Below are 24,794 nucleotides of genomic sequence, written 5' to 3'. Positions count from 1 at the left end.
TTAAATAGGCATCCCTTTGTTTTATTTTGTACCGTCGTGAGTTACAACATCATCTAATTTAATATCTGTTAGTGTTTTAAGATATTCTATCCCTGGCATAGCAAAGTAATCTGTATTTGAAAGTAATTCAATTAAGCCAGGTGTTAAGTGAGATCCTTTAACGGATTCTTCGTTAAATTCCAATAGAATTTTATCAGCTTGTCCAGTCTTCAGTTTATAAGCAATTTGAGGATCGATTAGCGTTGGACGACCTAAGCTTACAATATCTACATACTTCAAAGCATCCTCCATTTTCTCGACCGTATGGATACCACCTGCAATCATAAGAAGCGTTGGTTTTTGTACACTTTCTCCAAGTAGTTCTGCATAGTTTTTATCGGAATCTGCTGGGGTAGCTGTATAATCATTTGTAGAAAGATGCACATAGTCAAACGCAAAGAGTTCTGTTAGCTTTTTAACCAGCTGTTGCGATTCATGCCAAGTATAACCAACGTTATCTCCATGAATTTCCTCTGGACTAATACGATAGCCCACAATAAAGTCTTTCGGAGCATTTTCTTTCACTACTTTAAACACTTCACGAGCAACTTCAATAGCAAAATTCATTCTTTTTTCAAGACTACCACCCCAAAAGTCAGTACGAATATTTGAAAAGGCGGAAAAGAATTCTTGATGTAAATAATGATTGGCACCGTGAATTTCGATACCATCAAAACCACTCGCAATGGCCCGTTTAGTTGCTGCACCAAAATCCTTTACAATATCCCACACTTCATCTTCAGTCAATTCATGTAGCGGATAATCAATCCAAGGAAAATCAATTTTCGAAGGGACTTCAGCACGACCACCAAGTGTAATACGGTATTGAGCTTCACGACCTGAGTGAACTAATTGAAGAATGGCTTTATTCCCATCTTTTTTTAGTCCATCAGCAATTTTTTTAAGTCCAGGGATAAAATCGTCATTGTAAATTGCCAACTGCTCGCGATTAGGTGCCCAAGAACGTGATGGACCTCCATTTTTGCTAACGCTTGTATACTCAACAATGACCATCCCTGCGGATTGTGATCGTACATTATAATAATCGATTGTGTCTTGGGTTACCTTTTCATCTAGACCACTATTTGTCAGCATGGGTGATTGGGCAGTCCGAGTAGAGATTGTCGCACCATGACGAAAAGTGACTTCATCTGTTAGTTTTTTCATTATAAAACGCCTCCATATATTTGATAAAATAAGTATAACACTTCACAAACTTTTGGGAATTTCAATAAAGTGAATGGTGTGTTGAATATAATTCAACGCATTCAATGTAAATTTTAACCGATTAATGGCGTTTGATAATCAAAGGAAATTAGCTTAAATTTTCAAAAAAATAGGATGACTGAGTCAATCACTTTCGCATCATCGTGCACTTATTAGTAAGATTCCCCATCAAGCATTCGGAGGGAACTAGGAATTGTAAGTTGGAGATCAACTTGACAGTAAGGGCTCGATTGGTTTAAGGGCCTCTAGACTATATCCTTGTAGTAATAAGAAATGTTTTCTTTGGGGCGAGTAACCGCAAATATCCCAAGTGGTATGGATCCGCCGAGTGTCGAAAAAGTGATTTGGAAAGAGCGTAGTTTATTTATAATAGATGATATAGTAAGGGACTATGATTTTGGTTTTGTTATTCAATCCTTCCATCTGATCCCACAGTTAGTGATTGAGTAAAATATAATGTTGCCTTTAAAAATGACTGATGAGCAGGTATATGAAATTGGACATATTAACTGGTTAGAGGGTAAGCCACTAGAAAAAGCCTGATTCTTTGCCATAAAGAATCAGGCTCATATTTTTGGATACTAGTGATTGCTATAGAAAATGAGAACACTATAACTGACCTTTCTTTTGCGAGATTATGCAACAAGTTTAAGTCCGATTGCTGAGCATAAAACAAGCACGATAAAGATCAATCTTCTCCAATCCTTGGACTCACCAAAAAATATCATTCCGATTAATGCTCCACCGACAACGCCAATTCCTGTCCAAATTGCATAACCTGTTCCCATTGGAATAAATCGTAAGGAATAAGTTAGGAGGGCAAGGCTTGAACCGAACCCTAATATAAGTAAGAGGACTGTTTGCCAATTCCGCTTGACGGAAAGCTGATTGATCATTGCGACGCCAAATGTCTCTAATAATCCAGCGAAAATCAAGGTGATCCATGCCATTAAGACTCAACCCCTTCCTTTACCTTTTCAGGTGTAACTAATTTTAATCCAATGACTCCAATCAATAGGGTTATGATCAAAATAACTTTTACCCATTTGAATGGCTCCCCAAAGAGAAGAATTCCCGCAATGACTGTACCTGCAGTGCCTAGTCCGACAAAAACAGCATAAACAGTTCCTGCGGGAAGCACTTGTGCTGCTGTAATCATTAAATAGTTACTAGCTACAATAAGAATGATTGTTGCCGTCCAAGTCCAAAAACTATCGGAATGGGTTAAGCCAATTACCCAAAGGATTTCTAAAAGTGCAGCAATAAACACTTTAATCCAGTTTCGATCCATCAAAGAACACCTCCAAGTTTGTGATTACTAGTCCTTTACACAACAAAAAGCCCAAAGAGCGCTGTTTATAAACAGTATCTCCCAGGCTTTTATCCTTCCGTGACATAGCGATGCTATGGGCTTTCTCTTGGACCAGTCCAACTATTTAGTGCGGAACCCTAGAAAGCTTCCCCTTATTATATTAAATCGTTAAAGATATATTAACACAGATTAACTCGCTTTAAAACGCCCACCGATAAAAGGTTCATATGCCGGATTTGGTAGTATATCCAAATTTGTATGTATTATCTACAAGGTTATATAAACTAGGATTTGGGTAAATAGTTCTATATAGGAAACTTGTTTATTAACTAAATTGAAATTATCTATTTATTTTTAAAGGAGATTGATAGGATGAATAATCGTATGATTAGGTTATTATTAATTCCAGCCTTAGTAATCATCATAAGTTTAATCGTCAATTATATAAGGGATAAAATTTATAAACCTAAGTATGAAGGTAAAGTCCAGAAACCAGGTAAGTTAGAAGGCTGTATTATGAAAATCCTTATTGTTCTGGACATTTTTGCCATCTTTTTCTCTGTCATGGGTATCTTTATGAAAGAAACAGAAATGGCTATCGTGTTTGCTTGTTTAGCACTTTTATTTTTATTTGCGATTATCCTTTTAAAACATGCGCATGATACTTCTTATCAGGAGAACACTGAATACTTTATTTTAAAAGTTAAAAACAAAGAGTACCAAGTTTTTTATGACAATATTGTTGATTGGCAGCCTTCTTATAATGAAATTGCAATTCTGGATAAGACTAATCCTGACGAGGGATATATTAAAGTTAATATTAAAATTTTCAAGCCGGAAATACTACTAAGGAAAATTGCTGACATGGCATTTGAGGGTAAATTCCGTAGCCAAGACCAAAAATATTTCCAAGATCCAAACAGGGAGGTTGAAACAGTTAACTATCTTGTCAATCATAATTATAAGTATCTTGTAGAAGATTACATACAAAAAATAGAAGATAGATAAATTTATAGCCCCTTAGTTTATGTAATTATGTTAGCTACTGGAAAGTATTAAACTATGTGAAACACGTGTTATATTGAATGGGCGTACAGGCAATATAATGCGTGTCCACATAGCTAATATCATTAGACATTGACCATCTTCAACTCAGTCTTTAAGAGCTTCCGTGCTCGATGTAATCGGGTTTTGACTGCTGAGATGGAGATATTTAATTGTTGGGCAATCTCTTGGTCCTTTCCATCTGTTGAGATTTTTATTTTTAACACAGCTTGCATACTCTGCGGCAAGGTAGCCACTTTTTCTGCAATTTGCTCCTGCATTAAATAATAGTCAAACTGGTGTTCAACGGAGCTCTTTGGACAAGGTAGGAGATATCCGATTTCTGCCCCTTCTTCGACAGAGACTATTTCATATTTTGTTTGTCTTCGGTAATCATCAATGGCCGTTCGAATCACAATTGTTCGTAACCAGGCACGGCATTTTGATTTTTCAATGAGATATCCGTAATTTTTATATGCTTTAATATACGCTTCTTGGACAACATCTTCCGCACTATGGTGGTTGTGCACAATTTGTTTTGCTACATGGTACATTTCTTTGTAATGCGCTTGGTAGTATTCAGTAAAATCCCCATTTTTGTCTTCGCTTGTCTCAGCCATAAGCGCGATATCCTTTCTTTATTCATTTTCATGTGAGTCAACATGATCAACACTTGGTAAATAGATCATTGATTTAAATAAATCCCCATCAATTTTAATTTTGAATTTACCATTTTGATTTTCAATCAGGCTTTTTGTGATGGATAGGCCAAGCCCACTTCCTTGGCTGGTCCTTGAATCGTCTCCTCGTTTGAATCGTTCCATTAACTCTTCTTCGGTAACATTTAGTTCATATTTTGAAATATTTTTGAAGCTAATCAGTGTCCAATCTCCTTGATTAGTTATATCAATATATACTCTTGACCCTTCTAAGGCATAATTAAAAATATTAGATAGAATATTTTCAATCGAGCGCCATAGTAATTTTCCATCCGCGGTGACATAGACTTTTTCAGTAGGCTCATTCACTTTAAAGATCAGTTTTTTTGCAGTGATTTGTTCACTGACTTCACCAATCCCTTGATTAATTAAAGCGACAAGATCAATTTGTTGTAAATTGACAGGAATATCCCCACTTGAAGCCTTGGCTGCTGCAAATAAATCATCTGTTAATCCTTTTAGCCGTTTGGACTTTTGGTCGAGTATCCCGATGTATTCTTGAATTTTTTCAGGATCTGTTTCAGTTTTCAATAAATCTGTATAGGTGATCAGCGATGTAAGTGGTGTTCTAATATCGTGTGATACATTCGTAATGAGTTCTGTTTTCATCCGTTCATTTTTTAATTCATTATGGACCGCCTGTTTAAAGCCTTCATTGATTCTATTAATATTTGACGCAAGCTTTGCGAATTCTCCTTTTCCTTCAAGATTGATTTGGTGTTGGAGATTTCCTTCTTTCATCAATTGGGTACCTTCCTGTATTTGCTTGAATTTCTTCACTTGTTTTAATGCAAACCAAACGGCAAGGCCAATTGTAATTGGGAAAAAGAATAATGAAGCTGTAGTGATTATGGGGTACAAAATTACGATAATGACTACTTTTATCCCAACACTCCCACTATCATAAATATCCTTCACAAATAGATAAAGCCCATGAACTATCGTATAGAATAAAGAATGTTTGAAGAATGTTTTGTTTTTTAGATGTCTAGTCAGCGATAATAATAGAATCATTAATATGGCCATAACTGGTAATGTAATCGCGTAAATAGTCCAGTTTGTTATTCCTAAATAAAATAGCATGTGATCGATGGATATAAGCCAAATGCCAGTTAAGAAGAGTATGATGATCAGGTTAAAATCAACATAAAGTTTATCAAAAGGGTGCATGTGGACTGATTTATCTTGAAAGGAGTCCCTTCCTGTTGTAACTATTAAATAAATGAAACTTAAAATAAATATGGCAGCACAAACAAGTAAAACGTAGAATTCTTTCATTGAAGCTGTTTTATTTACATTCCATTCTTTTGATAATGTATCAATATAGTCCTCTGTATAACCGACAAATATCTTCGTATCTTCCGGATTAGCCGATCGATAAATTTCTGGGTAACCGTATAAAGAATGATTAGGATGCAATGTGCTCGGGTATATTTCCCAATCATAATCTTCACTAATGTAATAGACTGGGTAATTTTCGAATTGTTCCTTTTTTGTTTGTTTTGTATTGCTAAATGTATTTTTGCCATCTGTCACATAATAAATTGGCTCATCTTCTAGTTCGAGATTTTTTAAAATCCGTTTAAAGTCCTTTAGCTCATCTGCAATTCTTTCTTGTATGATTTCACTTGTTGCGTCCGTTTCACTATCCACTAGTACTTCTGCGACTTCATCCGTTAGGGACGTCTCACTATCTACTGCATCATCGTTGTAGGAATACATTTCTAATTCATCATTATCGATTGTATTTCCCTCTAGGATATTTTCCTCACTTTTATATATATCAATGAGGTCAGTCAGTTGATTGATCGTATAGTCAAATTCTATTTTAAAAGAGCTGCTCTCTATGAAGCTATTTTCAAAAAGAATTTCGATATTTCCATTTGTTATTTTAAAAATGTTTAATGATGTATAAATTAAACCTGCAACAGAGGCAATCATTAATAGAAACACAACTATTTTGACAAAAATTGAGTGACTAAATTTTTTCAACTTTGTAGCCAATTCCCCACACCACCTTTAAATATTTCGGTTCTTTAGGATTAATTTCGATTTTTTCTCGAATTTTGCGAATATGTACGGCGACCGTATTTTCTGGATTGAAGGATGGTTCATTCCAGACCTTTTCATATATTTCATCAATTGAATATACTCTACCAGCATTTACAGTGAGTAATCTTAGTATTTTGTACTGCACAGGTGTTAAACGGACGGGTTCACCATCCACTGTAATTGACTTTTTCCCATCATCCAATACCAGCCCACCTGTTTGATAGACATCTTGTTTGGTCTCCATACTTCCGAGTGCCGTATATCTTCTTAACTGTGATTTGACACGGGCAATTAATTCAAGCGGATTAAATGGCTTTGTCACATAATCATCTGCCCCAATATTAAGCCCGAGGATTTTATCATAATCTTCAGATTTTGCTGACAACATAATTAATGGAATATGATGTTCCTCTCTAATTTTCATTGTTGCCTTAATCCCATCCATCTTTGGCATCATAATATCCATAATAATTAAATGAATATTATGGTTTTCAACTTGTGTAATTGCCTCTAACCCATCACTTGCTTTAAAAACTGTGTAACCTTCATTTTCTAAATATATCTTGATTGCATCGGCAATTTCTTGATCATCATCACATACTAAAATATTCATTCTGCCACCCCTTCATAGCAAGGTTTGTTCATTTCATTTCCCTTCAAATTGTATCACAATTGAGTCTAATCTATCATGAGCAATTCAAAGTGAAAGTAAATCCCCCTTTCATGATCATTTGAAGGTTAGATTGATCATACCAATCAATTCTTAGCGATTAGTGAATGAATTTCTTAAGGAATTCTTAATTTTTTAAAAAAGGATTTGATTTAAAATTAGAGAAAAGAGTTAAAAATGAAGGAAAGTTTCTTTGATTGGATAGGGAAGGGATACAAAAGGGGGGAGGATTGGAAGAATACGTTTAATTTAGGTGTGCAATAGTTGGAGAATGCGGCTATTGAATTGGAGTTAGAGTGGATCGTAGAATTTAAGGGAAGGTAATGAAGCGGGACTGGATTTTTTGGTTAATAAAAGGCTCAGTGAAATAAGGTAATTTATTAAAGCGAAAAAGTCCTGTTTTAAAAGAGGACTTTTTCGCTTTTATCCTTTGCATTGAATGACTATACCGACCTTAATGCACTTTGATCTTTGTTAGGCATTCAGAGGTTATATCCATATTAATCATTATCTTGTTTCAATAAATCCTGTGTAAAGCGAATATCATTGGTAAAATAACCATCTACATTTAGGTCATAGACCCGTCTTTGTTCTTCTCTTTCTGTTGACCTATCGTTGAAAAACACATGAATCTCTTTTCCCTGCCGATGTAATTCATTAACAATTCTCAAAGTGATGTCGCTTGCTTCAATCCCTATAATTGGATAATCACTTGTTTTTGCTTTCTTTAAATCAAATTTACCTTTGCCAAATAGAAGTGTCAACGGGACTTCTGGTGCTAGTGCTTGTATTTTTGTTAAACTTTCTTCTGAGAATGACTGGATGGTCACAAGGTTTTGGGAGATCAGGTCATATTCAAGTAATCCTTCGATTAACGGTTCCTCCATTAAAAGTTCTCCATTGACTAATCTCGTTTCGATATAATAGTGTTCAGTATTCTTGAATGTTTCGATGATTTCCCTTAATGTCGGGATTTCTTCTATTATTCGTTTTTGGTCAAAAGTTCCAACGGTTTGAAATTCCTTTATCTCCTCTAGAGAATAATCTGAAACACTGCCCCTTCCATTCGTTGTCCGATCAATTGTTTCATCATGCATCGCAATCAGGACACCATCAGCGGTCATTCTTAAATCAATTTCAAGTGCATCGACATCGTCTTTAGCAGCAATTTTGTAGGCTGTAATTGTACTCTCGTTAAATCGGTCATTTGCCCCACGATGGGCTATAACTTTTGGTGAATCAACGATAGCGGGTTCAGGCTCGATTTCACTCTTCCCAACGATATAAGAGCCTGCAAGGAGCATAGAACTAACAAGTAAGAGATTGATTCCTTTATTAAGCAAGGGCATTCCCTCCGCTTCGATTGGCTAGTGCCTCTTCGGGGAAATCTGTTATAATCGCTTGAACACCCAAATCTTGTAATTGTTTAATTTCATCTTGATTATTAACGGTCCAAACCCGAACCCTATCCACGAAATCTTTTAGATAAAGAGGATCAGTTATTACGCTCGATCTGGATAGGTGCAGGCCCTCGAGGTCTAAGCTTTGTAAATAATCTTCAGGATGTGATGGTTTTTGACCTAATAACCAAGCAATCTTGGCGTGTGGATCTAATTGCTTTATTCGTAAAATAGAAGGTAAATGAAAAGAGGAATAAATAACTTTGCGACCATTTCCATATTCATTTACGAGGTCCAATACCTTTTCTTCGATCCCATCATATTTAAAAAGGGTTGTTTTCAATTCAATATTAAGTTCAGCTTTGTCTGGTGCTAGGAGCTCTAGAACTTCCTGAAGTGTTGGGACACCTTCTGCATCCCATGTCCTTTGATCGTATTGTTTAAAATGAGCAAACTTTGCGCCGACACTATATTGTTTAATTTCTTGTAAGGTAAGGTCTTTGATAAACCCTGTCCCATCTGTCGTTCGTTCTAAAGTTTCATCATGAATCACGACAACTTCACCATCTTTTGTAAGTTGCACATCTAATTCGATCCCATCAACACCTTTGCAGATCGCTTGTTGAAAACCTAGTAAGGTATTTTCAGGGAAGGTTCCCATACACCCTCGATGTCCAAAAATCTTAGTCTCTGCCATCCTTACACTTCCTTTTAAATTAATCGTCAGAAGGGGAATAAAGCGCATTGAGTTCGCCTTACTCCCCCTTTCCTTTTTACAAGTTAACTGACTGTATGCCAACACTTTTATCTTACAAGTGAATAAATCGACTGATGGGTTGAGCTTAAAAGTTAGTATATGCTCGATTTGTCCTTCTAAGAAACGGTGGGGGAAATTCCTGCTGTATGAGAGCAGATTTTACTCCGTTAGTTTCCCCGGGCTGCGTTCGCTTGTTCAATTGCTGTATTAAATTGTTCTACTGCTGTACGATATGCATCATCAACTTCGCCACCATTATAAACCATTTCAAGTGCTGTTTCGATAATTTTACGCCCTTCCGGAATCATATCCATTAAGGCACCTTGAGTTGCGAAAGATGAAGTCGTCGCTTGTAATTGATCAACCGTTACTTTCAATTGTGGCATTTCCTCATGCGCCTCGACAACAAGTTCTTCGTCATATGCGGCTGGATTAATTGCGAAATAACCGGTTCCAACATGCCATTCTGCTTGTATTTCTGGTGTTTGTAAATACTTCATGAAATCCCAGGCTGCTTTCGTTTCTTCCTCTGGCTTCCCGTCAATCATCCATAAGCTAGCTCCGCCAATCACAACGCCTTCTCGTTTTTTCGCTTCAGGATGTGGCAAAAATGCGATGCCAACTTCAAATGGTGCGTTATCAATCACCTCTCTTGAACTAGCTGAAGATTGTAAGAACATTGCTACATCCCCTGCTAAAAAACCAGCAACCATGTTATCACCATTCGTCCCATAATTAGCGAAGGTTTCATCATCAACCATACGTTTTACCCATTCAAAGATTGACTTTCCTTCTTCTTCTGTCCAACCAATTTCAGTTGGTGTATCTGTTCGTCCATTATCATTGTTTAATAATAAGGCACCTTGATTTGCGAGTAATTGCTCATATAACCAACCATATGCTTGGAGCGCAAAACCCTTCATATCAGGATTAGCCTTTACTATTGCCTGACTCGCTTCTTCGACTTCTTCAAATGTTTCTGGTGGCGTTTCGGGATCCAGGTTAGCTGCTTTAAAAGCATCTTTATTGTAATACATAACAGGTGTGGATGAGTTAAATGGCATCGAGTAGAATGTTCCATCTAAAGAATAATAGTTTATAATATTTTCCTCTAAACCGCTCATATCATAACCTTCCGCATCAATGAGTTCCTGAATCGGGAGGATAGTGCCACTGTTAATCATAGACATCGTTCCAATTTCGAATGTCTGAATAATAGTTGGTGAACTGTCTGTACCGGCAACACTATTAAATTTTGTCAATGCTTCATCATAGGAACCTTGGTACTCTGCATTGACTTGCACCTTATCTTGGGAGTTATTATAGCTATCAACGATCGCATTTAATGCTTCTTGACCAGCTCCACCCATCGAATGCCAGAATGTAACAACTTGTTTCTCGTCCGTATTTTCCGACTGATCACTTGTACTTTCAGCATCGGCAGAGGCGGTCTTTTCTCCTTTGGGATCAGAGGCATCACCGTCTGTACCACAAGCTGCAAGGAATAATACGAATCCTAACATAAAAATCGCAAGTATCTTTTTCATTTTTTCATTACACTCCCTAATTTTTAAGTTTTTTCCTTCATTCGTTTCTTTTTAACAAGTTAAATTTATTTCAAAGCACCTTCTGTTAATCCACTTTGCAACTTACTTTGACCAAGGAATAGAAGAATTAAAGTTGGAATCACGACAATCACGGCACCTGCCATGATGACCCCCCAGTCATTTAATTGTTCTTGGGTTTGTAATTGTTTTAACCCGATTTGTACAGTACGAACACTGTCGTTCGTCGTCGTGAGTAATGGCCACAAATACATATTCCACGAAGTTAAAAATCCGTAGATACCCAAGGTTAGTAAACTCGTTTTGGCAACAGGTAGAACAACCGTTAGATAGAATTTAAGCTCTCCTATTCCAGCGATTTGACTAGCTTCTTTTAATTCTTTCGGTATTTGTTTAAAGTTCTGCCGGAGTAGAAATGTCCCAAAGGCCATTGCGAAGAATGGAATCGTCAGTCCCTGATAGGTATCAATCCAGCCTAAATCACGAATAATATGGAAGTTTGGTATAACCGAAGCCTCAAAAGGAACCATCATTGTTGCAATGAAAAGAAAGAATAGAAAATCTCTTCCTTTAAACTCTATAAAGACAAAGGCATAAGCAGCTAAGCTTGATAGAATCAATTGCCCTAGCATAATGATGAGAGAAATAATTAAACTATTTATCAAATATTTTAATAAAGGGAACTGCCCAAATGCTTTAAGGTAATTATCAAAGGATAAAGTTGTCGGTAGACTCCCGGTCATAATATCCTTATTCGACATAAAGCTCATGACAAAGGCCATGAATGTTGGTGCAAAAACAAGCAGGCTTGAAATGATCAGTAATAGGTAGAAGATAAGCTTTCGCCCTGTTGGTATTTTCATTGGTAATGAACCTTCCTTTCACCAAACTTAAATTGCAAGAAAGTCATCAATAAAATAACGATGAACAATAATACCGCCTGAGCACTGGCTGATCCAAATTTATAGTTTACAAATGCCTCACGATAAATAGAATAGACGACAAGGTTGGTCGAATTCACGGGACCGCCCTGGGTTAAAATATCAATCTGCCCAAAGGTTTGAAAAGCATTAATAATTGCTACAGTCACAACAAAGAATAGTGTGGGTGAGAGCATCGGAATTGTAATCCTTCTTAATTGATAGAAATAGCCAGCACCGTCGATATCCGCACTTTCATATAAAGAAGAGTCGATAGATTGTAAGCCACCTAATAAAATCAAAAAGGTAAAGCCGATATTCATCCATATCGTTGTTATCGAAATTGAAAGTAAGGCCCATGATGGATTGGTCAGCCAGCCAATTTCATTAGCCCCAAAAGCTTTTACCAAAAGATTTAATGGGCCAATTGATGGATGAAATAAATAGAGCCAGAAGACAGACGCAGCTGCAACAGAAATTCCCATGGTTGAAGAATAAATGGTTCGGAAAAAACCAATTCCTTTTAATTTCTCATTTGCGATTACCGCCAAAAATAAACTGATGATAATTGTAATGGGAACGGTATACAAAACAAATAAGAAGGTTGACTTCATGCTCTGCAAGAAAATCGGCGATGTAAACATCGTCACGTAATTTTGCCAACCTACAAAAACGGTTGTTACTCCCGTCGCATCGGTCAAGTAAAAACTTAAATAGATCGTTCGAGCGAGTGGATAGAAAAGAAAGACGCTAAATAGAACAATTGAAGGGGATAAGAATAATATCCCTTTAGAGAAATTCTTCACCCGCTGTTTCTTTATCGCGCGTTCAAACTCGATTTGGCTTGTTGGGATTTGTTGGATCACACTACTATTCATACTCATGCTGTTACGACCTCATGCTGTTTGCTTGTAGTTGCTGGCTTAATTAATAGCCCTGTATCCGAATTAAAGAAACTTAGATTTTCAATCGCGATATGTATGGGGATTTTTTCTCCTACTTGCACGTCCCATTGTCCAGGCCATTTAGCTGTCCAAATTTCCTTACCTACCCCAAATACAATCAATGTATCATTTCCTAATTGCTCGACGTTTATTACTTCGATCTCATGCGACGTATTATTTAGAGTTCCAGGGTAGAGATGTTCCGGTCGTATCCCAATTGTTACATTCGAGTCACTTGGTATTTCATAGGTAACAGCATCTATATCTAGATGGATTGTCTCCTCAATGACGAGTTGATTCAGATCAGCATGGAAAACAGCTTTTCCCATATTCATCTTAGGTGAGCCAATAAAGGATGCGACAAACAAATTCGCAGGTTCATTATATAAAGTAATGGGCTTTCCTATTTGTTGAATCTTTCCGTCATTCAGCACCATAATTCGATCACCCATAGTCATCGCCTCTACTTGATCATGGGTCACATAGATCATTGTCATGCCTAGTTTTTTCTGCAAACGGCGAATTTCCAAACGCATTTGTGACCGAAGTTTAGCATCCAGATTGGAAAGCGGCTCATCCATTAAACAAAGGGGCGCTTCGCTCACAACAGATCTGGCTAATGCAACACGCTGTCTTTGTCCACCCGAGAGTTCCTTGGGTTTCCGTTTTAAAAGTTCACTGATTCCCATCATTTCAGCAGTTTCAAGAAGTCTCCTTTTCTGTTCCTGCTTATCCACCTTTTTAGCGTTCAAACCAAATAGAATATTTTGCTCAACAGATAAGTGGGGATACAATGCATAATTTTGAAAGACCATTGAAAGATTTCGATCTTTCGGTGGCAGGTGATTGACAATCTGATCATTCATTTTCAATGTGCCAGATGTTATCTCCTCTAAGCCAGCAATCATACGAAGTAATGTACTTTTTCCAGACCCAGATGGGCCGACAAGGACAAAGAATTCCCCTTCTTCAATGAATAAATCAACTTTATCCAATACATTTTTTTGCTTGTTGTATGACTTTGAAAGGTCAATCATTTCAATTTGACTCATATAGCTACCTCCTTTTCTTGAATCAGTCTCATTAAACCATATTATTTAAAGGAAATGGTTAAATTTACAGAATCATTACAAGAATTTAGACTGAGTTAATATGATTAAGCTTGTGTTAAAATTCGACTTAGATAAGGCAGTGCGTTTTCCGCTACTAGAGTGAGAGATATCTCCATTCCCAATTTATCTCCTGAGGATTCTCTTGGATGATTGGATAGGGGGATTTATACTCAGCTAATTCCAGCTCTAAGCAATCACCTAAGACTGTAACAAACTCTGTCTGCTAGTCCAAATGCTAAACAAGGTGGATTACCGAATCATTTTACCGTTTCCTGTGGTGATTATTTAATCAAGTCTAAATTTAAGCTATTTGGGAAAGTTGATGATTGGATAGGGGGAAATCGGGTATAGTAATAGTGGCTTACAAAAGGGTTTGTATGAATATGCCAGAGGAGAGTAATTAAATGTGAGGATATCAAGTTTTACTATATTGATAAAACAATATAGAGCTAAACCTGGTAAATATCTGAAAATGACCAAATCATATAAAAAGGATGGTGTGAAATGAAGTTATTAATAGCTTTGCTCTGTTCGAGTGTCCTGTTACTTGGGGCATGTGGAACAAGTAACTCTAATTTAGATGATGGGACAAAGATATCAGATAATGAAGTGCAAGATGATGTCGAGGGAAATGAAAATCCAACTACTGAACAAGGGGAATCTGGATCAGATAGTAGTGATCAAGCTTCAACTGAAGTACCAATGGATCAATGGGATTTTACCTATAATCCTGAAGAAATAAAGGAATTCGAGTTAAATATTGAATTATTAACGAATGAAGAATGGGATTATGACTTTGATCGAGAAGATCAAGAAGCAGAGATTGAGCATGAAAATGGCTCAGATACTAAAAAGAGTGGAAGGGAAGCTTTTCAGGAAATTGAGGCTTTGCTTGCTGCCATTCAGATTGACCATGAACGATCAATTAATGAGATGATCGATGAACTCGTGGATTATTTAGCGCTTAATCGTGAGGATTTAGAGAAAATAGATTTAGCGCTTGAAACATATTCTGGGGAGGAACTTGGTTTTAAATATCATACGGCTAAGGGAAATCAGTCAAATGTAGTTAATGAACTTGATCTCGATATCGAATTTCTGTCCGGTGAAGAGTGGGCTTATGAATATGAACTGAATGACCAAGACTTTTCGATTGAGTACAGTGATCAGAATGATTTACATGGTGAGGATGCCAAAGCGGAAATGGAAGGAATTCTATCTGAAGTTACAATTGATTTAGATCAATCGCTTGGTACATTAGCAGGGGACTTTCTAACTGCTATTGATCGTGACTTTTCTGAGTTGAAAGAATGGAGCTTTGAGGTTGAATTCGAAGATCAAATGAAACTTGCTGTTAAGTTTGATCGTTATTAATCTTAAATAAATGAAGAATGGGAAAGGTGCTTATCACATTGAAGATAAGCACCTTTCTTATTATAAACGATGATAAGATCAGGCAAAACTGACCTTGATGATGCAACACATACCATAACTCTAAGACTTCAAAGAATCGAAAAGATCACAACAGTAAAAATGGTTCTATTTACTTAGTAAGACTTGTTTTGTCTCAGCCTTTTTATAATGGTAAATCGCCGTTATCCACGACAAAATATGCCTAGGTCGGAAAATCCCTAGTCAATCATGGGTTTATCATATAATCTATTAAGCACATAGAAATAGAGTATCAGTGAAATCTACCGTCTTGACCTAATATTGCTGCTGATTTAATAATGGATTAAAAAGAGATTAGAATATCAGTTAAAAACTAATTAATCTTGGTCATAAATGTAAAAATAAAACCGTATGAAATAAAGGTTTTAAAATCTGATTTCATACGGTTTATTCATTAATATAGGATAGGGTTTCCCCAATGATTAATCTTCTTCTGGTTCTATATTTCCTTCTTCCACTGCTGGTTCACTTTGTTTTGACTCGGTGTTGATTTCTTTAGCTAATTGGTCAATACTTTCTCTTACATTTCCTTTGCCAGCATAACTCTCAAGGAGTTGTTTCACATCGATGCCTGATGATGCTTTTAGTGTCTCTTGAATGGTTGCCATCAGGTCAGTGGCATATCCCGATACTTTACCTGCTCCACCATTTTTCCCATCTCCACTACCGGTATCCACAACAGTAATTTTATCGATGTTGCTAAGTGGTGTGGCCACTTCTTTTGCATATGACGGTAACATGTCAAGCACCATATCCATCATAGCGGCCTGACCATATAATTCAAAGGCTTCGGCAATCTTCGCTTTGGCTTCTGCTTCAGCGAGACCACGTTGTCTAATGACATCAGCTTCAGCAAATCCTTTTGCTTTTTCAGCTTCGGCTAAGGCGAGACCCTCTTGTTCAATTTTAAAACGATGTGCTTCAGCAGAGCGTAATTCTCTTGCCTTTTCAGCTTCAGCAGCTTGCTCAACTGCATAGCGATCAGCATCCGCTTTCTTTTTCACTTCTGCATCATATTGTTTTTCACGACGAGCAATTTCCTTTTCTTCCAATTCAATTTGCTTTTGACGTTCAACGATATCAACTTGAATTCTTTCTTCGGTAACCTTTTGCTTGGCGATGGCTTCTTGTAATTGATAGGCCTGGTCAGCTTCTGCTTTTGCACTATCCTGTTGTCTGCGATATTCTGCTATTTTTAATTCTTTTTCTTTTTCCGATTCAGCAATTTCGGCATCTCTTTGGAATTCTGCTGTTTTCGCTTCCTGTTCTGCGCGGGCGTTTTCAATTCGAGCTTCTTTTTCACGTTCAGCTTTAGCAATTTGAGCATCACGTTTTACCGTAGAGATTTGTGGTTGCCCCAATGCCTCTAGATAACCGTTTTTATCGGAAATTTCCTTAATTGTAAAAGAGACAATTTTCAGCCCCATTTTTGTTAAGTCTTTCTGTGCAACAGAGAATACACCTTGGGCAAACTCTTCGCGGTTACTATAAATATCTTCTACTGTCATTGATGAAAGAATGGCACGTAGATGGCCTTCGAGTACTTCCCTTGCTTCATTTCGTAACTCTTCACGTGTTTTCCCGAGATATTGTTCAGCTGCGGTAGATACATCCTCTATCGTTGAGCCTACTTTAATAATTGATACACCATTAACTGTAACAGGGACCCCTTGTTTTGTGTATGTATCGGTTGTCCCAACTTCTAGCTTGTGGTTAAGTAAACTTAGTGGTTCCGCTTGTTGAAAGACTGGAACGACAAAAGTACCTCCACCACGAATAATTTTAATCTTTTTACCGTCTTCTGACTCTACTACATTTGTCCCCTTGCCCAAAAAGTTACCAGTAACAATAAGTGCTTCATCAGGTCCAACGGTTTTGTACTTTGCTACATAAACAAGGATAGCTAAGATAATGATTGCTAAAACGACACTACCAATAACAAATTCAATTCCGTAATCCATGTTTCCCCTCCTAAATCATTATTTTTTTAAGATAGGCTCGACAATGAGAACCCCATCTTGATCTATTTCAATCACTGAAATTAAAGTTCCTTGAGGAATTCCAGTGTTTGAGACGCATTTAGCGATGTTTCCTGTTGAGCCAAATCCCGATTTGATTAATACTTCACCAATTCCGTGAGCTGGAATTGTGATGATGACCTCACCTTTCTTGCCAATGTAATCGACTCTACTAATCGCAGTGCTTTGTTCCGATTTAGCTAGTGGAACGAGAATGAAAAAATGAATAATACTAACAATGACTAAAGAAATTAGGGTAGCTAAGACAAGAATTGATGCGCTATTTAGCGATCCTCTTAATTCCATAATATATCCTGCACCGCTTAATACAGCAATAAAGCTTAAGATAACAGTTGGGTTTAGGAAACAACCAGGTGTGATCTCGCTAATACCTTCAAAAACATCACCAAATAACATATAAAGTAATGTCATGACACCACCGATAATTAATCCGTACAAATAAATCGTTTGAATATCCAATTTAAAAGCTTCCCCCCATCAACTTGTTATTTAGCCTTCTCTTTAATAATAGCAAATTAATGCAGCTAAAGTGTCGAAATATTAAAATTTTTGTCGGCTTTTTCTTCGAAATGAGATGAAGTGACAAAAAAGGCTAATATTCTAAGTTAAATCTACATGTTTAAAGCCAAGTTCTTTGAAAGATTCTATTTGAAGATTAAATTTCCTTATTCTTGTCGTTCCCCCATTCTTAACACTTCACTCATTATATGAAGCGGAGATTTGATAAATGAATGAATCAGCCGTTTTATTAACGATTGCTTCTTTATTATAATCCGCCGGTTTCATTGACTTATAGAAAATGGAGTCATAAAGCCAGGAAGTCTGCGGTAAATATAGAGTTGATGATCCTATTTAAACCATCGGTGCATTTTTAAAAGAAAAAGGTTTAAAAAATGCACACGTTAAAATTTTTTGTAATAAAAGCAACGTTTACAATTTTTTATGCTAAAATAGATTTGAACAGTCAATAGCTATTTTAGATTAAGACTTGGGAGGAAATAGAATTGCGCCGATTAAGAGGCATATTTAAACGTTCCAGTTTCTTTTACAGCATTTTTATTCCGATTGCTGTAATTGGAACCGCTTTAATTACTGGGTTTGGCTTCTATACTTATAATGAAACCTATCAGAAGATCCAAAGTAATCTAATTGTTGATCGACAGATTTATGTCAATCAAGTAAAGGGGAACTTGGAGCAGAAAATCCAAACAATTGAATTTTTATTTACGAATTATAGTAATACGAACAGCTTTAAAGAACTGATCAACCAACCTTTGGATCACCGTAATTTTATGGAAGTGAGAGAGGTGAGCTCTGAATTAGCATACTTTGGTGTGATGGGAGTTAATAATGCTACCTATCAATTAATCAGTCTTTCACAGGGGTGGGAGATCAACAACGGATCATTAAACCAATTATCTGATGATGAAATCGATGAACTTTACTCAACTATTGAAAAGTCCAATCGTTACTTAACTTGGACACCTGAGCAAAATGAGATGAAGATGTTAATGCTTTTACCGACATTTAGTAGGGAACGGTCTGCAATAGGTGTTGCCAATATTAGTAAGCGTTCTATCGATCGGTTAGTCCAAGATTCTGATGATAACTTCTACATGATTTTTAATCAAGATGACCAAATATTATACACAAATAATGGAGAGAAATTAGATAACGACCTAAAGAAGACAATAATGACTGCAGATGACAAGGAGGGCTTTGTCAAAGCGGAAAATGGTGATATTTATATCTATTCCCAATCAGATTATAATCAGTGGATCTATATTTCACGTCTTTCCGAGGATAAAGTTCGTTCTTCTGTTTTAGATTTGGAAATAGGGCTGGTTCTAATTATTGCACTGCTTTTAATATTATTTATAACGATTACTTACATAGTTTCTAATACAGCATCACAACCCATGAAGAAAATTAGAGATTTATTAGCTGTCGATCCCTCAGCTGTTGGACGTAAAGCTGAAATTGACCAAATTCTGTTGGGGATTGATACGATTGTTGAAGAAAATACAGATTTGTCATTAAAATTAAATCACCAAAAACCCGAACTGGAAAATCTATTTCAATTAAATTTATTTCGTGGTCGGGTTTCAACAGATGAATTAGCTGAAAAACTTGCTCAGTTCGATTATCAAATTGCTGATGATGAGCGATTCGTTGTGATGACAATTCAAATCGATGATCTTGGCGGCAGAGAACAATCAACGATAGATATCTTTTTGCTAGCCATTGAAAACCTAGTTTCAGAGTTAATTCCCGAGAAACACCGGTTCCGCCCCATTGTTTTGAATCAAAATACACAGGCAACTATTTTACGCTTAACATCGGCAATGAATCGGAAACAGATTATTACCTATTGTGAAAGCATCCAATCAGCAGCGCGCCAGTATCTTAAAATCAAAATTAGTTTTGGAATCTCTGATATATATTCTGATTTAACAAATAGCAAATTAGCTGTAGATAATGCCAAAGAGGCATTGCACTTTAGGATCAATTTAGGGCAAGAGTCAATGATCTTTTTCGATGAAATTGTTTCACAACTCGATGAGAAATCTGTGATCAAATATCCGAAGGAAGCAGAACAAGAACTCTTGGATGCCATGCGTAGCGAAGAAGTAAGCATCGTTCAATCACACTTTACTAAGGTGTTTGATCTAATTGTTAAAGAGAATCATAATCCACTGACGATAAGAAATGCGATTTTGCGCTTGATGAATAGCATCATCCAGCTGGGGCAACTTCTGGGAGCAGACTATGATGTGTTGCAGAACAGTCAGAATCTTTATTTAGAAGTCTTAAATAAAGATAACCTGTTTGAAATTAAAGAGTTGTTATTACATGGTTTAATTATACCAATCGTGGAAACGATCCAAAATGTAACTGATCGAGAAATGAAAAATTTATCAGATAAAGTGACCGTACTGGTACACAAACAATATGATCAAGATATTTCCTTGGAGAGTATTGCTGATCAGTTGCATTATAATTCTAACTATTTAAGTAGTGTTTTTAAAAAAGAGATGGGTTTGAATTTTGCGGATTATTTACAAAACTATCGATTAATGATTGCAAAAGAGTGGCTTATTCAGACGAAAATGACGATTAAGGAAATATCTGAGCGGTTACAATATAATAACCCGCAGAATTTCATTCGTTTTTTTAAGAAAAAAGAAGGACTTACTCCAGGTGAGTACCGTAAGCAAAATAAGAGATAGTGGAAAAGTGTCAGAGCAGACATGACCTAGCATTTGATAACTAGATCAGGTAAATAACCGGTGATTCTAGCATTGTTATGTGGAATGTGAGAAAATGATCATGCTTGGATTGTTGTCTGCCAACGTTTACTTCAAGTAACTAATAAAACGGTATGAAAATGGTTGCTCTAAGTCTTAGAAGGTAGTAGGGGAGGAATTCGTACAGGATTCATCCCCGGAAGCATCCCATTTAAAAAAAGCATTTTAAAAAGCCATCGTATCCTGATCGTAAGATACGGTGGCTTTAGTCTGTTGAAATATAAACGAATCTTCTTAACCTTTTACTGATCCAATCATCGCACCTTTAACAAAGTATTTTTGTGCAAATGGATAAACGATTAACATTGGTAGAGTTGCGACAACGATAACAGCCATTTTGATTGATTGAGCTGGTGGAACAATATCGACACTAGAAGCATCAGCGTTCATTCCACTTGAAACGATAACGATTTGACGTAGTAATACTTGGATTGGCCACTTATCTGGATTATTGATATACAAAATGGCAGATTGATACGTATTCCAGTAATTAACCGCATAAAATAATGAGATCGTAGCGATAGAAGGTAGTGATAATGGTAAAATGATACGGAAGAATACACCCCAATGTGTACAACCATCCATTTTAGCCGACTCTTCTAAACTATTAGGAATTCCTTGAAAGAAGTTACGCATAATAATCAAATTATAGGCGCTGACCGCAGATGGGAGAATGAGTGACCAGATTGAATCGATCAACCCTAGATTATTTACAACTAGGAAAGTTGGGATCATCCCACCGCTAAACAACATGGTAAAGACAATAAGGAAATTAAAAAATGAACGCCCATGTAAATATTTACGTGATAAAGCATACGCCATAAATGATGTGAGTACCATACTTACAAATGTACCAACAACCGTAACAAATAGGGAAACACCTATACTTTTAAAAATAGTTGGTGTTGACAGTATATAGCGGTAAGCATTTAGCGTAAAAGTTCTTGGAATGATAATAAAAGGTCTAGTTGCAATTTCTCCTGATGTTGCAAAGGAGCTTCCTAATACATTTAGAAAGGGTAGCAAACAGAGCAAAGTAAAAATTAGTAAGAACAAAACAATTAAAATCTGTCCAACTTTTTCGCTCATAGGAATATTAACTTTGTTTTTTGATTTTTTCATTAAAACAGATTGCATAGATTAACCTCCTGTTGATAGTTCTTTAATAAATCTAACTTATCACGAGATTTCCATTACGTATATAATCATTATTTCATATGACAATAAAGGACAAAACGCTGAAATGACGCATGACGTAAGCGCTAACGTCACTTTTTTGTGTAAATATTCACAAATAAAGTCGGAAAATATATGTATCCGCTTACAATGATAAGAAATGATTATATACGTAATTCCATGATCGCGTTATCATAAAGTTATTCTCGGGAAGGTCACGAAATGGAGGGAAAAGCCTATTATGGAGATAGTCAAAAAAAAGCCTCTTATAAATTTAAATAAGCGTGAGGCAAAGGTTAAAGAAAGAAAGAAAAAGTGGGCAAAAATAAGAACGAATAGAGCATTGTATATCATGTTGCTACCTGGGTTATTGTATTTTATCATTTTTAAATACATACCTATGGGTGGGTTAATTATTGCTTTTCAAGATTATCAACCCTTCTTAGGGATTTTAGATAGCCCCTTTGTAGGAATGAAGCACTTTGTTCGTTTGTTTTCGGAAGATACTTTTTGGATGCTGATGAAAAACACCCTAGTCATATTTGGGATGGATATTGTGTTCGCTTTTCCTTTACCGATCATTTTATCATTAATGATCAATGAGTTAAGAAGTGAAAAGTTTAAGAAAAGTGTTCAAACAATTATTTATTTACCGCACTTCATGTCTTGGGTTATCGTTGTTTCTATTTTCTACGTCCTTCTAACAACAGAAGGTGGAGTCATCAACAATATTATTGAAAATCTTGGTGGACAGAAAATTTCCTTTTTAACAAGTACTTCGTGGTTGCGCCCAATGTATATCTTCCAAGAGATGTGGAAAGGTGCAGGTTGGGGAACGATTGTTTATCTTGCGGCAATCACTAATGTAGATGTCCAACTTTATGAAGCGGCCGAAATGGATGGTGCCGGAAAACTTCGTAAAATGTGGCACGTTACATTACCTTGTATTCGGCCAACTATTGTGACATTGTTTATCTTGAAAATTGGAAGTGTGTTGGAAATGGGATTTGAGCATATGTTCCTCTTGATGAACTCAATGAACAGGGAAGTAGCACAGATCTTTGATACCTTCGTTTATACAGCTGGGATTCAAAATGGACAATTGAGTTATTCAACTGCTGTAGGTTTGTTTAAAGGATTAGTTGGACTTATACTCGTTGTTTTAGCGAATAAGTTTGCTAAGAAAATTGGAGAAGATGGAATCTATTAATAAAATAAGAGAGGAAAGATCAAGATGACGATTGAAAAAATTAATAATATAAATGACATAATGATCGGCATCTTAACGGTTGCTTATTTAAATCTACTATGGTTTGTTTTCACAATCGCTGGATTTGGTCTCTTTACGATAGGGCCGGCAACATATGCCATGATGAAATATTACGATCGCTGGTTACGTTTAAAAGAAAAGCCGAAAATTACGAAGAGCTTCTGGACTTATTTTAAAGAACGCTATTTGCAATCACTTTTCATTAGTTGGATCGTATTAGCATTGTTTACGATCATCACTGTTAATTTATTTTCGTTAACACAGTGGTACTATCAAGTAGCCAATGTTCTTGTCTTCGTTATCTTGATATTTGCCTTCTCACATGTTTATACAGTTATGGCAGCAACGAAATTCGCGACAATCAAAGAGATCATTCGCGGTTCTGCCATGCTTGGTTTGGGTTATCTTCATTACTCAATTATTGCATGGACGATTATCGTCGCTAGCTATTTTCTATTCTTTAAATATTCACCGGCATTACTCTTTCTGTTCGGCGTTGGTTTTTATGGCTTTGTCTTAGCCTTCTTCGGCAAAACAATTTTACTAGAATTTACGCCAAGGGAAGAGGATGCTTTTGAGAAAGATGAAGAAGATGAAATGGAAAACAGTTCTGTGACTGCACATTAAGTTACAAGAATAAGGAATCAGTGAGGAGAGAAATCATTAATGAAACTTTCTGAAAAAGCATTAACAACATTATTTGAACGTTATTCGATCTTACCGAAAGAGAAAGTCTATCATGGTAAATGGTCTTATGATATAGGTGTTGTCCTTCGAGGAGTTGAACTAGCCTATTATCAAACAGGTGACCAAAGCTATTTTGATTATATCAAGGAAACAATGGATTTTTATATCCAGGACGATGGATCGATCAAAGGCTATAATATGAATGCCATGAACATAGATTATATCAATAACGGTAAACTGTTGTTTTTGCTTTATAAAGAAACAGGCGAAGCAAAATATAAAGTTGCAATGGATACATTATTTGAGCAACTTCAAAAGATGCCCCGTACATCGGATGGTGGATTTTGGCATAAAAATATTTATCCACATCAAATGTGGCTAGATGGATTATACATGGGTTCTCCATTTTTAGCTCAGTACTTAGTTACCTTTAAAGAAGGTAAAGGATTGGCAGACGTTATCAAGCAATTTACCCTTTGTTACGAACATACTTTAGATGAAAAGACTGGACTATTATTTCATGCTTGGGATGAAAAGAAACAACAATTCTGGGCAAATCCTGAAACGGGTCATTCACCCAACTTCTGGGGTCGTGCAATGGGCTGGTATATGATGGCCTTGGTTGATACGATGGAAATTATCTCAGGTAAAGAAGAGGTTGATGAACTTAAGGTCATTTTTGAAAAATGTCTTGAATCATTGGCACAAGTTCGTGATAAAGAGAAACACGTTTGGTATCAAGTATTGGATCAAGGAGATCGACACGGTAACTATCTTGAAGCATCTGCTTCGAGCATGATTGTTTATGCAGCTGCGAAAGCTGTTAAACGAGGGTTTATTGCTGACTCATGGCAAAGTTTTGTTGATGAAAGTTACCAGGGATTGAAGGAGGAATTTGTCTTTTTTACCGATGAAGGCTGGGTGAATTTGACGCGTAACTGTCAAGTAGCTGGTTTAGGTGGAGAAGATCGCCGGGATGGTTCCTTTGTTTATTACATTAGTGAACCGATTATAACCAATGATTTCAAAGGTTTTGGTGCCTTCCTACAGGCAAGTCTAATTTTAGAACCTTTAAAAGATAGCTAGGAGGCTGAATAAGTA

The 24,794-nt window shown here is 36.4% G+C and carries 22 protein-coding genes and 1 riboswitch; of the genes, 7 read left to right on the top strand and 15 right to left on the bottom strand.

Features of this window, described 5'->3' with window-relative positions:
• Nucleotides 1-21 precede the first annotated feature (21 nt).
• Nucleotides 22-1,206 (bottom strand): oxidoreductase, encoded by a 1,185-nt coding sequence (locus KQI76_RS08015; RefSeq protein WP_216399807.1) that lies wholly within the window; start codon nucleotides 1,204-1,206, stop codon nucleotides 22-24.
• 333 nt (nucleotides 1,207-1,539) lie between these two features.
• Here KQI76_RS08015 and KQI76_RS08010 point away from each other — a divergent pair, with 333 nt between their 5' ends.
• Complete coding sequence (locus tag KQI76_RS08010) at nucleotides 1,540-1,716, top strand: hypothetical protein (RefSeq protein ID WP_216399806.1); 177 nt, start codon at nucleotides 1,540-1,542, stop codon at nucleotides 1,714-1,716.
• A gap of 185 nt (nucleotides 1,717-1,901) precedes the next feature.
• Here KQI76_RS08010 and KQI76_RS08005 read toward each other — a convergent pair whose 3' ends face one another.
• Both KQI76_RS08005 and KQI76_RS08000 read right to left on the bottom strand, forming a co-directional pair.
• A complete protein-coding gene (locus KQI76_RS08005; protein ID WP_216399805.1) occupies nucleotides 1,902-2,216 on the bottom strand; it encodes a DMT family transporter in 315 nt (104 codons plus the stop codon).
• Nucleotides 2,216-2,557, bottom strand: coding sequence for a DMT family transporter (locus tag KQI76_RS08000; RefSeq protein WP_216399804.1), 342 nt, complete (start codon nucleotides 2,555-2,557; stop codon nucleotides 2,216-2,218). The genes KQI76_RS08005 and KQI76_RS08000 overlap by 1 nt, the downstream gene beginning before the upstream one ends.
• Before the next feature lie 76 nt (nucleotides 2,558-2,633).
• Nucleotides 2,634-2,730: riboswitch (guanidine-I (ykkC/yxkD leader) on the bottom strand.
• 220 nt (nucleotides 2,731-2,950) lie between these two features.
• Here KQI76_RS08000 and KQI76_RS07995 point away from each other — a divergent pair.
• Complete coding sequence (locus tag KQI76_RS07995; RefSeq protein ID WP_216399803.1) at nucleotides 2,951-3,586, top strand: hypothetical protein; 636 nt, start codon at nucleotides 2,951-2,953, stop codon at nucleotides 3,584-3,586.
• Nucleotides 3,587-3,708: 122 nt separating this feature from the next.
• Here the strand turns inward: KQI76_RS07995 and KQI76_RS07990 are convergent, their stop codons facing one another.
• The 9 genes from KQI76_RS07990 to KQI76_RS07950 all read right to left on the bottom strand — a co-directional run bounded on the left by KQI76_RS07990 (nucleotide 3,709) and on the right by KQI76_RS07950 (nucleotide 13,701).
• The gene (locus KQI76_RS07990; RefSeq protein WP_216399802.1) at nucleotides 3,709-4,242 is read right to left on the bottom strand and encodes an RNA polymerase sigma factor; all 534 of its coding nucleotides are present in this window, start codon (nucleotides 4,240-4,242) and stop codon (nucleotides 3,709-3,711) included.
• 18 nt (nucleotides 4,243-4,260) lie between these two features.
• Nucleotides 4,261-6,345 carry a sensor histidine kinase gene (locus KQI76_RS07985; protein ID WP_253288872.1) on the bottom strand — a complete coding sequence of 695 codons (2,085 nt, stop codon included), beginning with the start codon at nucleotides 6,343-6,345 and terminating at the stop codon, nucleotides 4,261-4,263.
• A complete protein-coding gene (locus KQI76_RS07980) occupies nucleotides 6,320-7,006 on the bottom strand; it encodes a response regulator transcription factor (RefSeq protein ID WP_216399801.1) in 687 nt (228 codons plus the stop codon). The genes KQI76_RS07985 and KQI76_RS07980 overlap by 26 nt, the downstream gene beginning before the upstream one ends.
• A 557-nt stretch (nucleotides 7,007-7,563) precedes the next feature.
• The gene (locus KQI76_RS07975) at nucleotides 7,564-8,406 is read right to left on the bottom strand and encodes a glycerophosphodiester phosphodiesterase (RefSeq protein ID WP_216399800.1); all 843 of its coding nucleotides are present in this window, start codon (nucleotides 8,404-8,406) and stop codon (nucleotides 7,564-7,566) included.
• Complete coding sequence (locus tag KQI76_RS07970) at nucleotides 8,399-9,160, bottom strand: glycerophosphodiester phosphodiesterase (protein ID WP_216399799.1); 762 nt, start codon at nucleotides 9,158-9,160, stop codon at nucleotides 8,399-8,401. Before KQI76_RS07970 ends, KQI76_RS07975 begins: the two co-directional genes overlap by 8 nt.
• 227 nt (nucleotides 9,161-9,387) lie before the next feature.
• Nucleotides 9,388-10,767 (bottom strand): ABC transporter substrate-binding protein, encoded by a 1,380-nt coding sequence (locus tag KQI76_RS07965; RefSeq protein ID WP_216399798.1) that lies wholly within the window; start codon nucleotides 10,765-10,767, stop codon nucleotides 9,388-9,390.
• A gap of 65 nt (nucleotides 10,768-10,832) precedes the next feature.
• Nucleotides 10,833-11,648 carry a carbohydrate ABC transporter permease gene (locus tag KQI76_RS07960; RefSeq protein ID WP_216399797.1) on the bottom strand — a complete coding sequence of 272 codons (816 nt, stop codon included), beginning with the start codon at nucleotides 11,646-11,648 and terminating at the stop codon, nucleotides 10,833-10,835.
• The gene (locus tag KQI76_RS07955) at nucleotides 11,645-12,583 is read right to left on the bottom strand and encodes a carbohydrate ABC transporter permease (protein WP_216399815.1); all 939 of its coding nucleotides are present in this window, start codon (nucleotides 12,581-12,583) and stop codon (nucleotides 11,645-11,647) included. The genes KQI76_RS07960 and KQI76_RS07955 overlap by 4 nt, the downstream gene beginning before the upstream one ends.
• Nucleotides 12,584-12,585: 2 nt before the next feature.
• Nucleotides 12,586-13,701 carry an ABC transporter ATP-binding protein gene (locus KQI76_RS07950; protein ID WP_216399796.1) on the bottom strand — a complete coding sequence of 372 codons (1,116 nt, stop codon included), beginning with the start codon at nucleotides 13,699-13,701 and terminating at the stop codon, nucleotides 12,586-12,588.
• A 564-nt stretch (nucleotides 13,702-14,265) separates the two neighbouring features.
• Here KQI76_RS07950 and KQI76_RS07945 point away from each other — a divergent pair.
• Nucleotides 14,266-15,135, top strand: a complete 870-nt coding sequence (locus KQI76_RS07945) for a YusW family protein (RefSeq protein WP_216399795.1) — start codon at nucleotides 14,266-14,268, stop codon at nucleotides 15,133-15,135.
• 500 nt (nucleotides 15,136-15,635) lie between these two features.
• Here KQI76_RS07945 and KQI76_RS07940 read toward each other — a convergent pair whose 3' ends face one another.
• Nucleotides 15,636-17,174, bottom strand: a complete 1,539-nt coding sequence (locus KQI76_RS07940) for a flotillin lipid rafts scaffold protein FloT (RefSeq protein ID WP_216399794.1) — start codon at nucleotides 17,172-17,174, stop codon at nucleotides 15,636-15,638.
• Nucleotides 17,175-17,192: 18 nt separating this feature from the next.
• Entirely contained in the window at nucleotides 17,193-17,711 is a 519-nt protein-coding gene (locus KQI76_RS07935; protein ID WP_216399793.1) for an NfeD family protein, read from the bottom strand.
• Nucleotides 17,712-18,256: 545 nt separating this feature from the next.
• On the opposite strand from KQI76_RS07935, the gene KQI76_RS07930 reads away from it, so the two are divergent.
• Nucleotides 18,257-20,482 carry an AraC family transcriptional regulator gene (locus tag KQI76_RS07930; RefSeq protein WP_216399792.1) on the top strand — a complete coding sequence of 742 codons (2,226 nt, stop codon included), beginning with the start codon at nucleotides 18,257-18,259 and terminating at the stop codon, nucleotides 20,480-20,482.
• 312 nt (nucleotides 20,483-20,794) lie between these two features.
• On the opposite strand, the gene KQI76_RS07925 is transcribed toward KQI76_RS07930, so the two are convergent.
• Nucleotides 20,795-21,649 (bottom strand): carbohydrate ABC transporter permease, encoded by an 855-nt coding sequence (locus KQI76_RS07925; RefSeq protein ID WP_253288875.1) that lies wholly within the window; start codon nucleotides 21,647-21,649, stop codon nucleotides 20,795-20,797.
• A gap of 439 nt (nucleotides 21,650-22,088) precedes the next feature.
• On the opposite strand from KQI76_RS07925, the gene KQI76_RS07920 reads away from it, so the two are divergent.
• Genes KQI76_RS07920 through KQI76_RS07910 form a run of 3 tightly spaced genes read left to right on the top strand, consistent with a single transcriptional unit; the run spans nucleotide 22,089 to nucleotide 24,779 of the window.
• Nucleotides 22,089-22,946: an ABC transporter permease gene (locus KQI76_RS07920; RefSeq protein ID WP_305853368.1), complete on the top strand. Its 858-nt coding sequence runs from the start codon at nucleotides 22,089-22,091 to the stop codon at nucleotides 22,944-22,946.
• A gap of 24 nt (nucleotides 22,947-22,970) precedes the next feature.
• On the top strand, nucleotides 22,971-23,633 hold the full coding sequence (locus tag KQI76_RS07915; RefSeq protein WP_216399790.1) for a YesL family protein: 663 nt from the start codon (nucleotides 22,971-22,973) through the stop codon (nucleotides 23,631-23,633).
• A 39-nt stretch (nucleotides 23,634-23,672) separates the two neighbouring features.
• Complete coding sequence (locus KQI76_RS07910) at nucleotides 23,673-24,779, top strand: glycoside hydrolase family 88/105 protein (protein WP_216399789.1); 1,107 nt, start codon at nucleotides 23,673-23,675, stop codon at nucleotides 24,777-24,779.
• The last annotated feature ends 15 nt before the right edge of the window (nucleotides 24,780-24,794 follow it).

Source organism: Amphibacillus sp. MSJ-3 (genome assembly GCF_018919165.1).
Lineage (GTDB): Bacteria > Bacillota > Bacilli > Bacillales > Amphibacillaceae > Amphibacillus.
This window is presented reverse-complemented; position numbering and strand designations above follow the sequence as displayed.

Bases quoted from the DNA above. Each gene is read 5' to 3' on its own strand.
- KQI76_RS07940 (WP_216399794.1), bottom strand. From the start codon at position 17,174: ATGGATTACGGAATTGAATTTGTTATTGGTAGTGTCGTTTTAGCAATC.
- KQI76_RS07925 (WP_253288875.1), bottom strand. From the start codon at position 21,649: ATGAGCGAAAAAGTTGGACAGATTTTAATTGTTTTGTTCTTACTAATT.
- KQI76_RS08005 (WP_216399805.1), bottom strand. From the start codon at position 2,216: ATGGCATGGATCACCTTGATTTTCGCTGGATTATTAGAGACATTTGGC.
- KQI76_RS07990 (WP_216399802.1), bottom strand. From the start codon at position 4,242: ATGGCTGAGACAAGCGAAGACAAAAATGGGGATTTTACTGAATACTAC.
- KQI76_RS08010 (WP_216399806.1), top strand. From the start codon at position 1,540: ATGTTTTCTTTGGGGCGAGTAACCGCAAATATCCCAAGTGGTATGGAT.
- KQI76_RS07945 (WP_216399795.1), top strand. From the start codon at position 14,266: ATGAAGTTATTAATAGCTTTGCTCTGTTCGAGTGTCCTGTTACTTGGG.
- KQI76_RS07970 (WP_216399799.1), bottom strand. From the start codon at position 9,160: ATGGCAGAGACTAAGATTTTTGGACATCGAGGGTGTATGGGAACCTTC.
- KQI76_RS07960 (WP_216399797.1), bottom strand. From the start codon at position 11,648: ATGAAAATACCAACAGGGCGAAAGCTTATCTTCTACCTATTACTGATC.
- KQI76_RS08000 (WP_216399804.1), bottom strand. From the start codon at position 2,557: ATGGATCGAAACTGGATTAAAGTGTTTATTGCTGCACTTTTAGAAATC.
- KQI76_RS07965 (WP_216399798.1), bottom strand. From the start codon at position 10,767: ATGAAAAAGATACTTGCGATTTTTATGTTAGGATTCGTATTATTCCTT.
- KQI76_RS07950 (WP_216399796.1), bottom strand. From the start codon at position 13,701: ATGAGTCAAATTGAAATGATTGACCTTTCAAAGTCATACAACAAGCAA.
- KQI76_RS07955 (WP_216399815.1), bottom strand. From the start codon at position 12,583: ATGAATAGTAGTGTGATCCAACAAATCCCAACAAGCCAAATCGAGTTT.
- KQI76_RS07920 (WP_305853368.1), top strand. From the start codon at position 22,089: ATGTTGCTACCTGGGTTATTGTATTTTATCATTTTTAAATACATACCT.
- KQI76_RS08015 (WP_216399807.1), bottom strand. From the start codon at position 1,206: ATGAAAAAACTAACAGATGAAGTCACTTTTCGTCATGGTGCGACAATC.
- KQI76_RS07995 (WP_216399803.1), top strand. From the start codon at position 2,951: ATGAATAATCGTATGATTAGGTTATTATTAATTCCAGCCTTAGTAATC.
- KQI76_RS07910 (WP_216399789.1), top strand. From the start codon at position 23,673: ATGAAACTTTCTGAAAAAGCATTAACAACATTATTTGAACGTTATTCG.
- KQI76_RS07980 (WP_216399801.1), bottom strand. From the start codon at position 7,006: ATGAATATTTTAGTATGTGATGATGATCAAGAAATTGCCGATGCAATC.
- KQI76_RS07915 (WP_216399790.1), top strand. From the start codon at position 22,971: ATGACGATTGAAAAAATTAATAATATAAATGACATAATGATCGGCATC.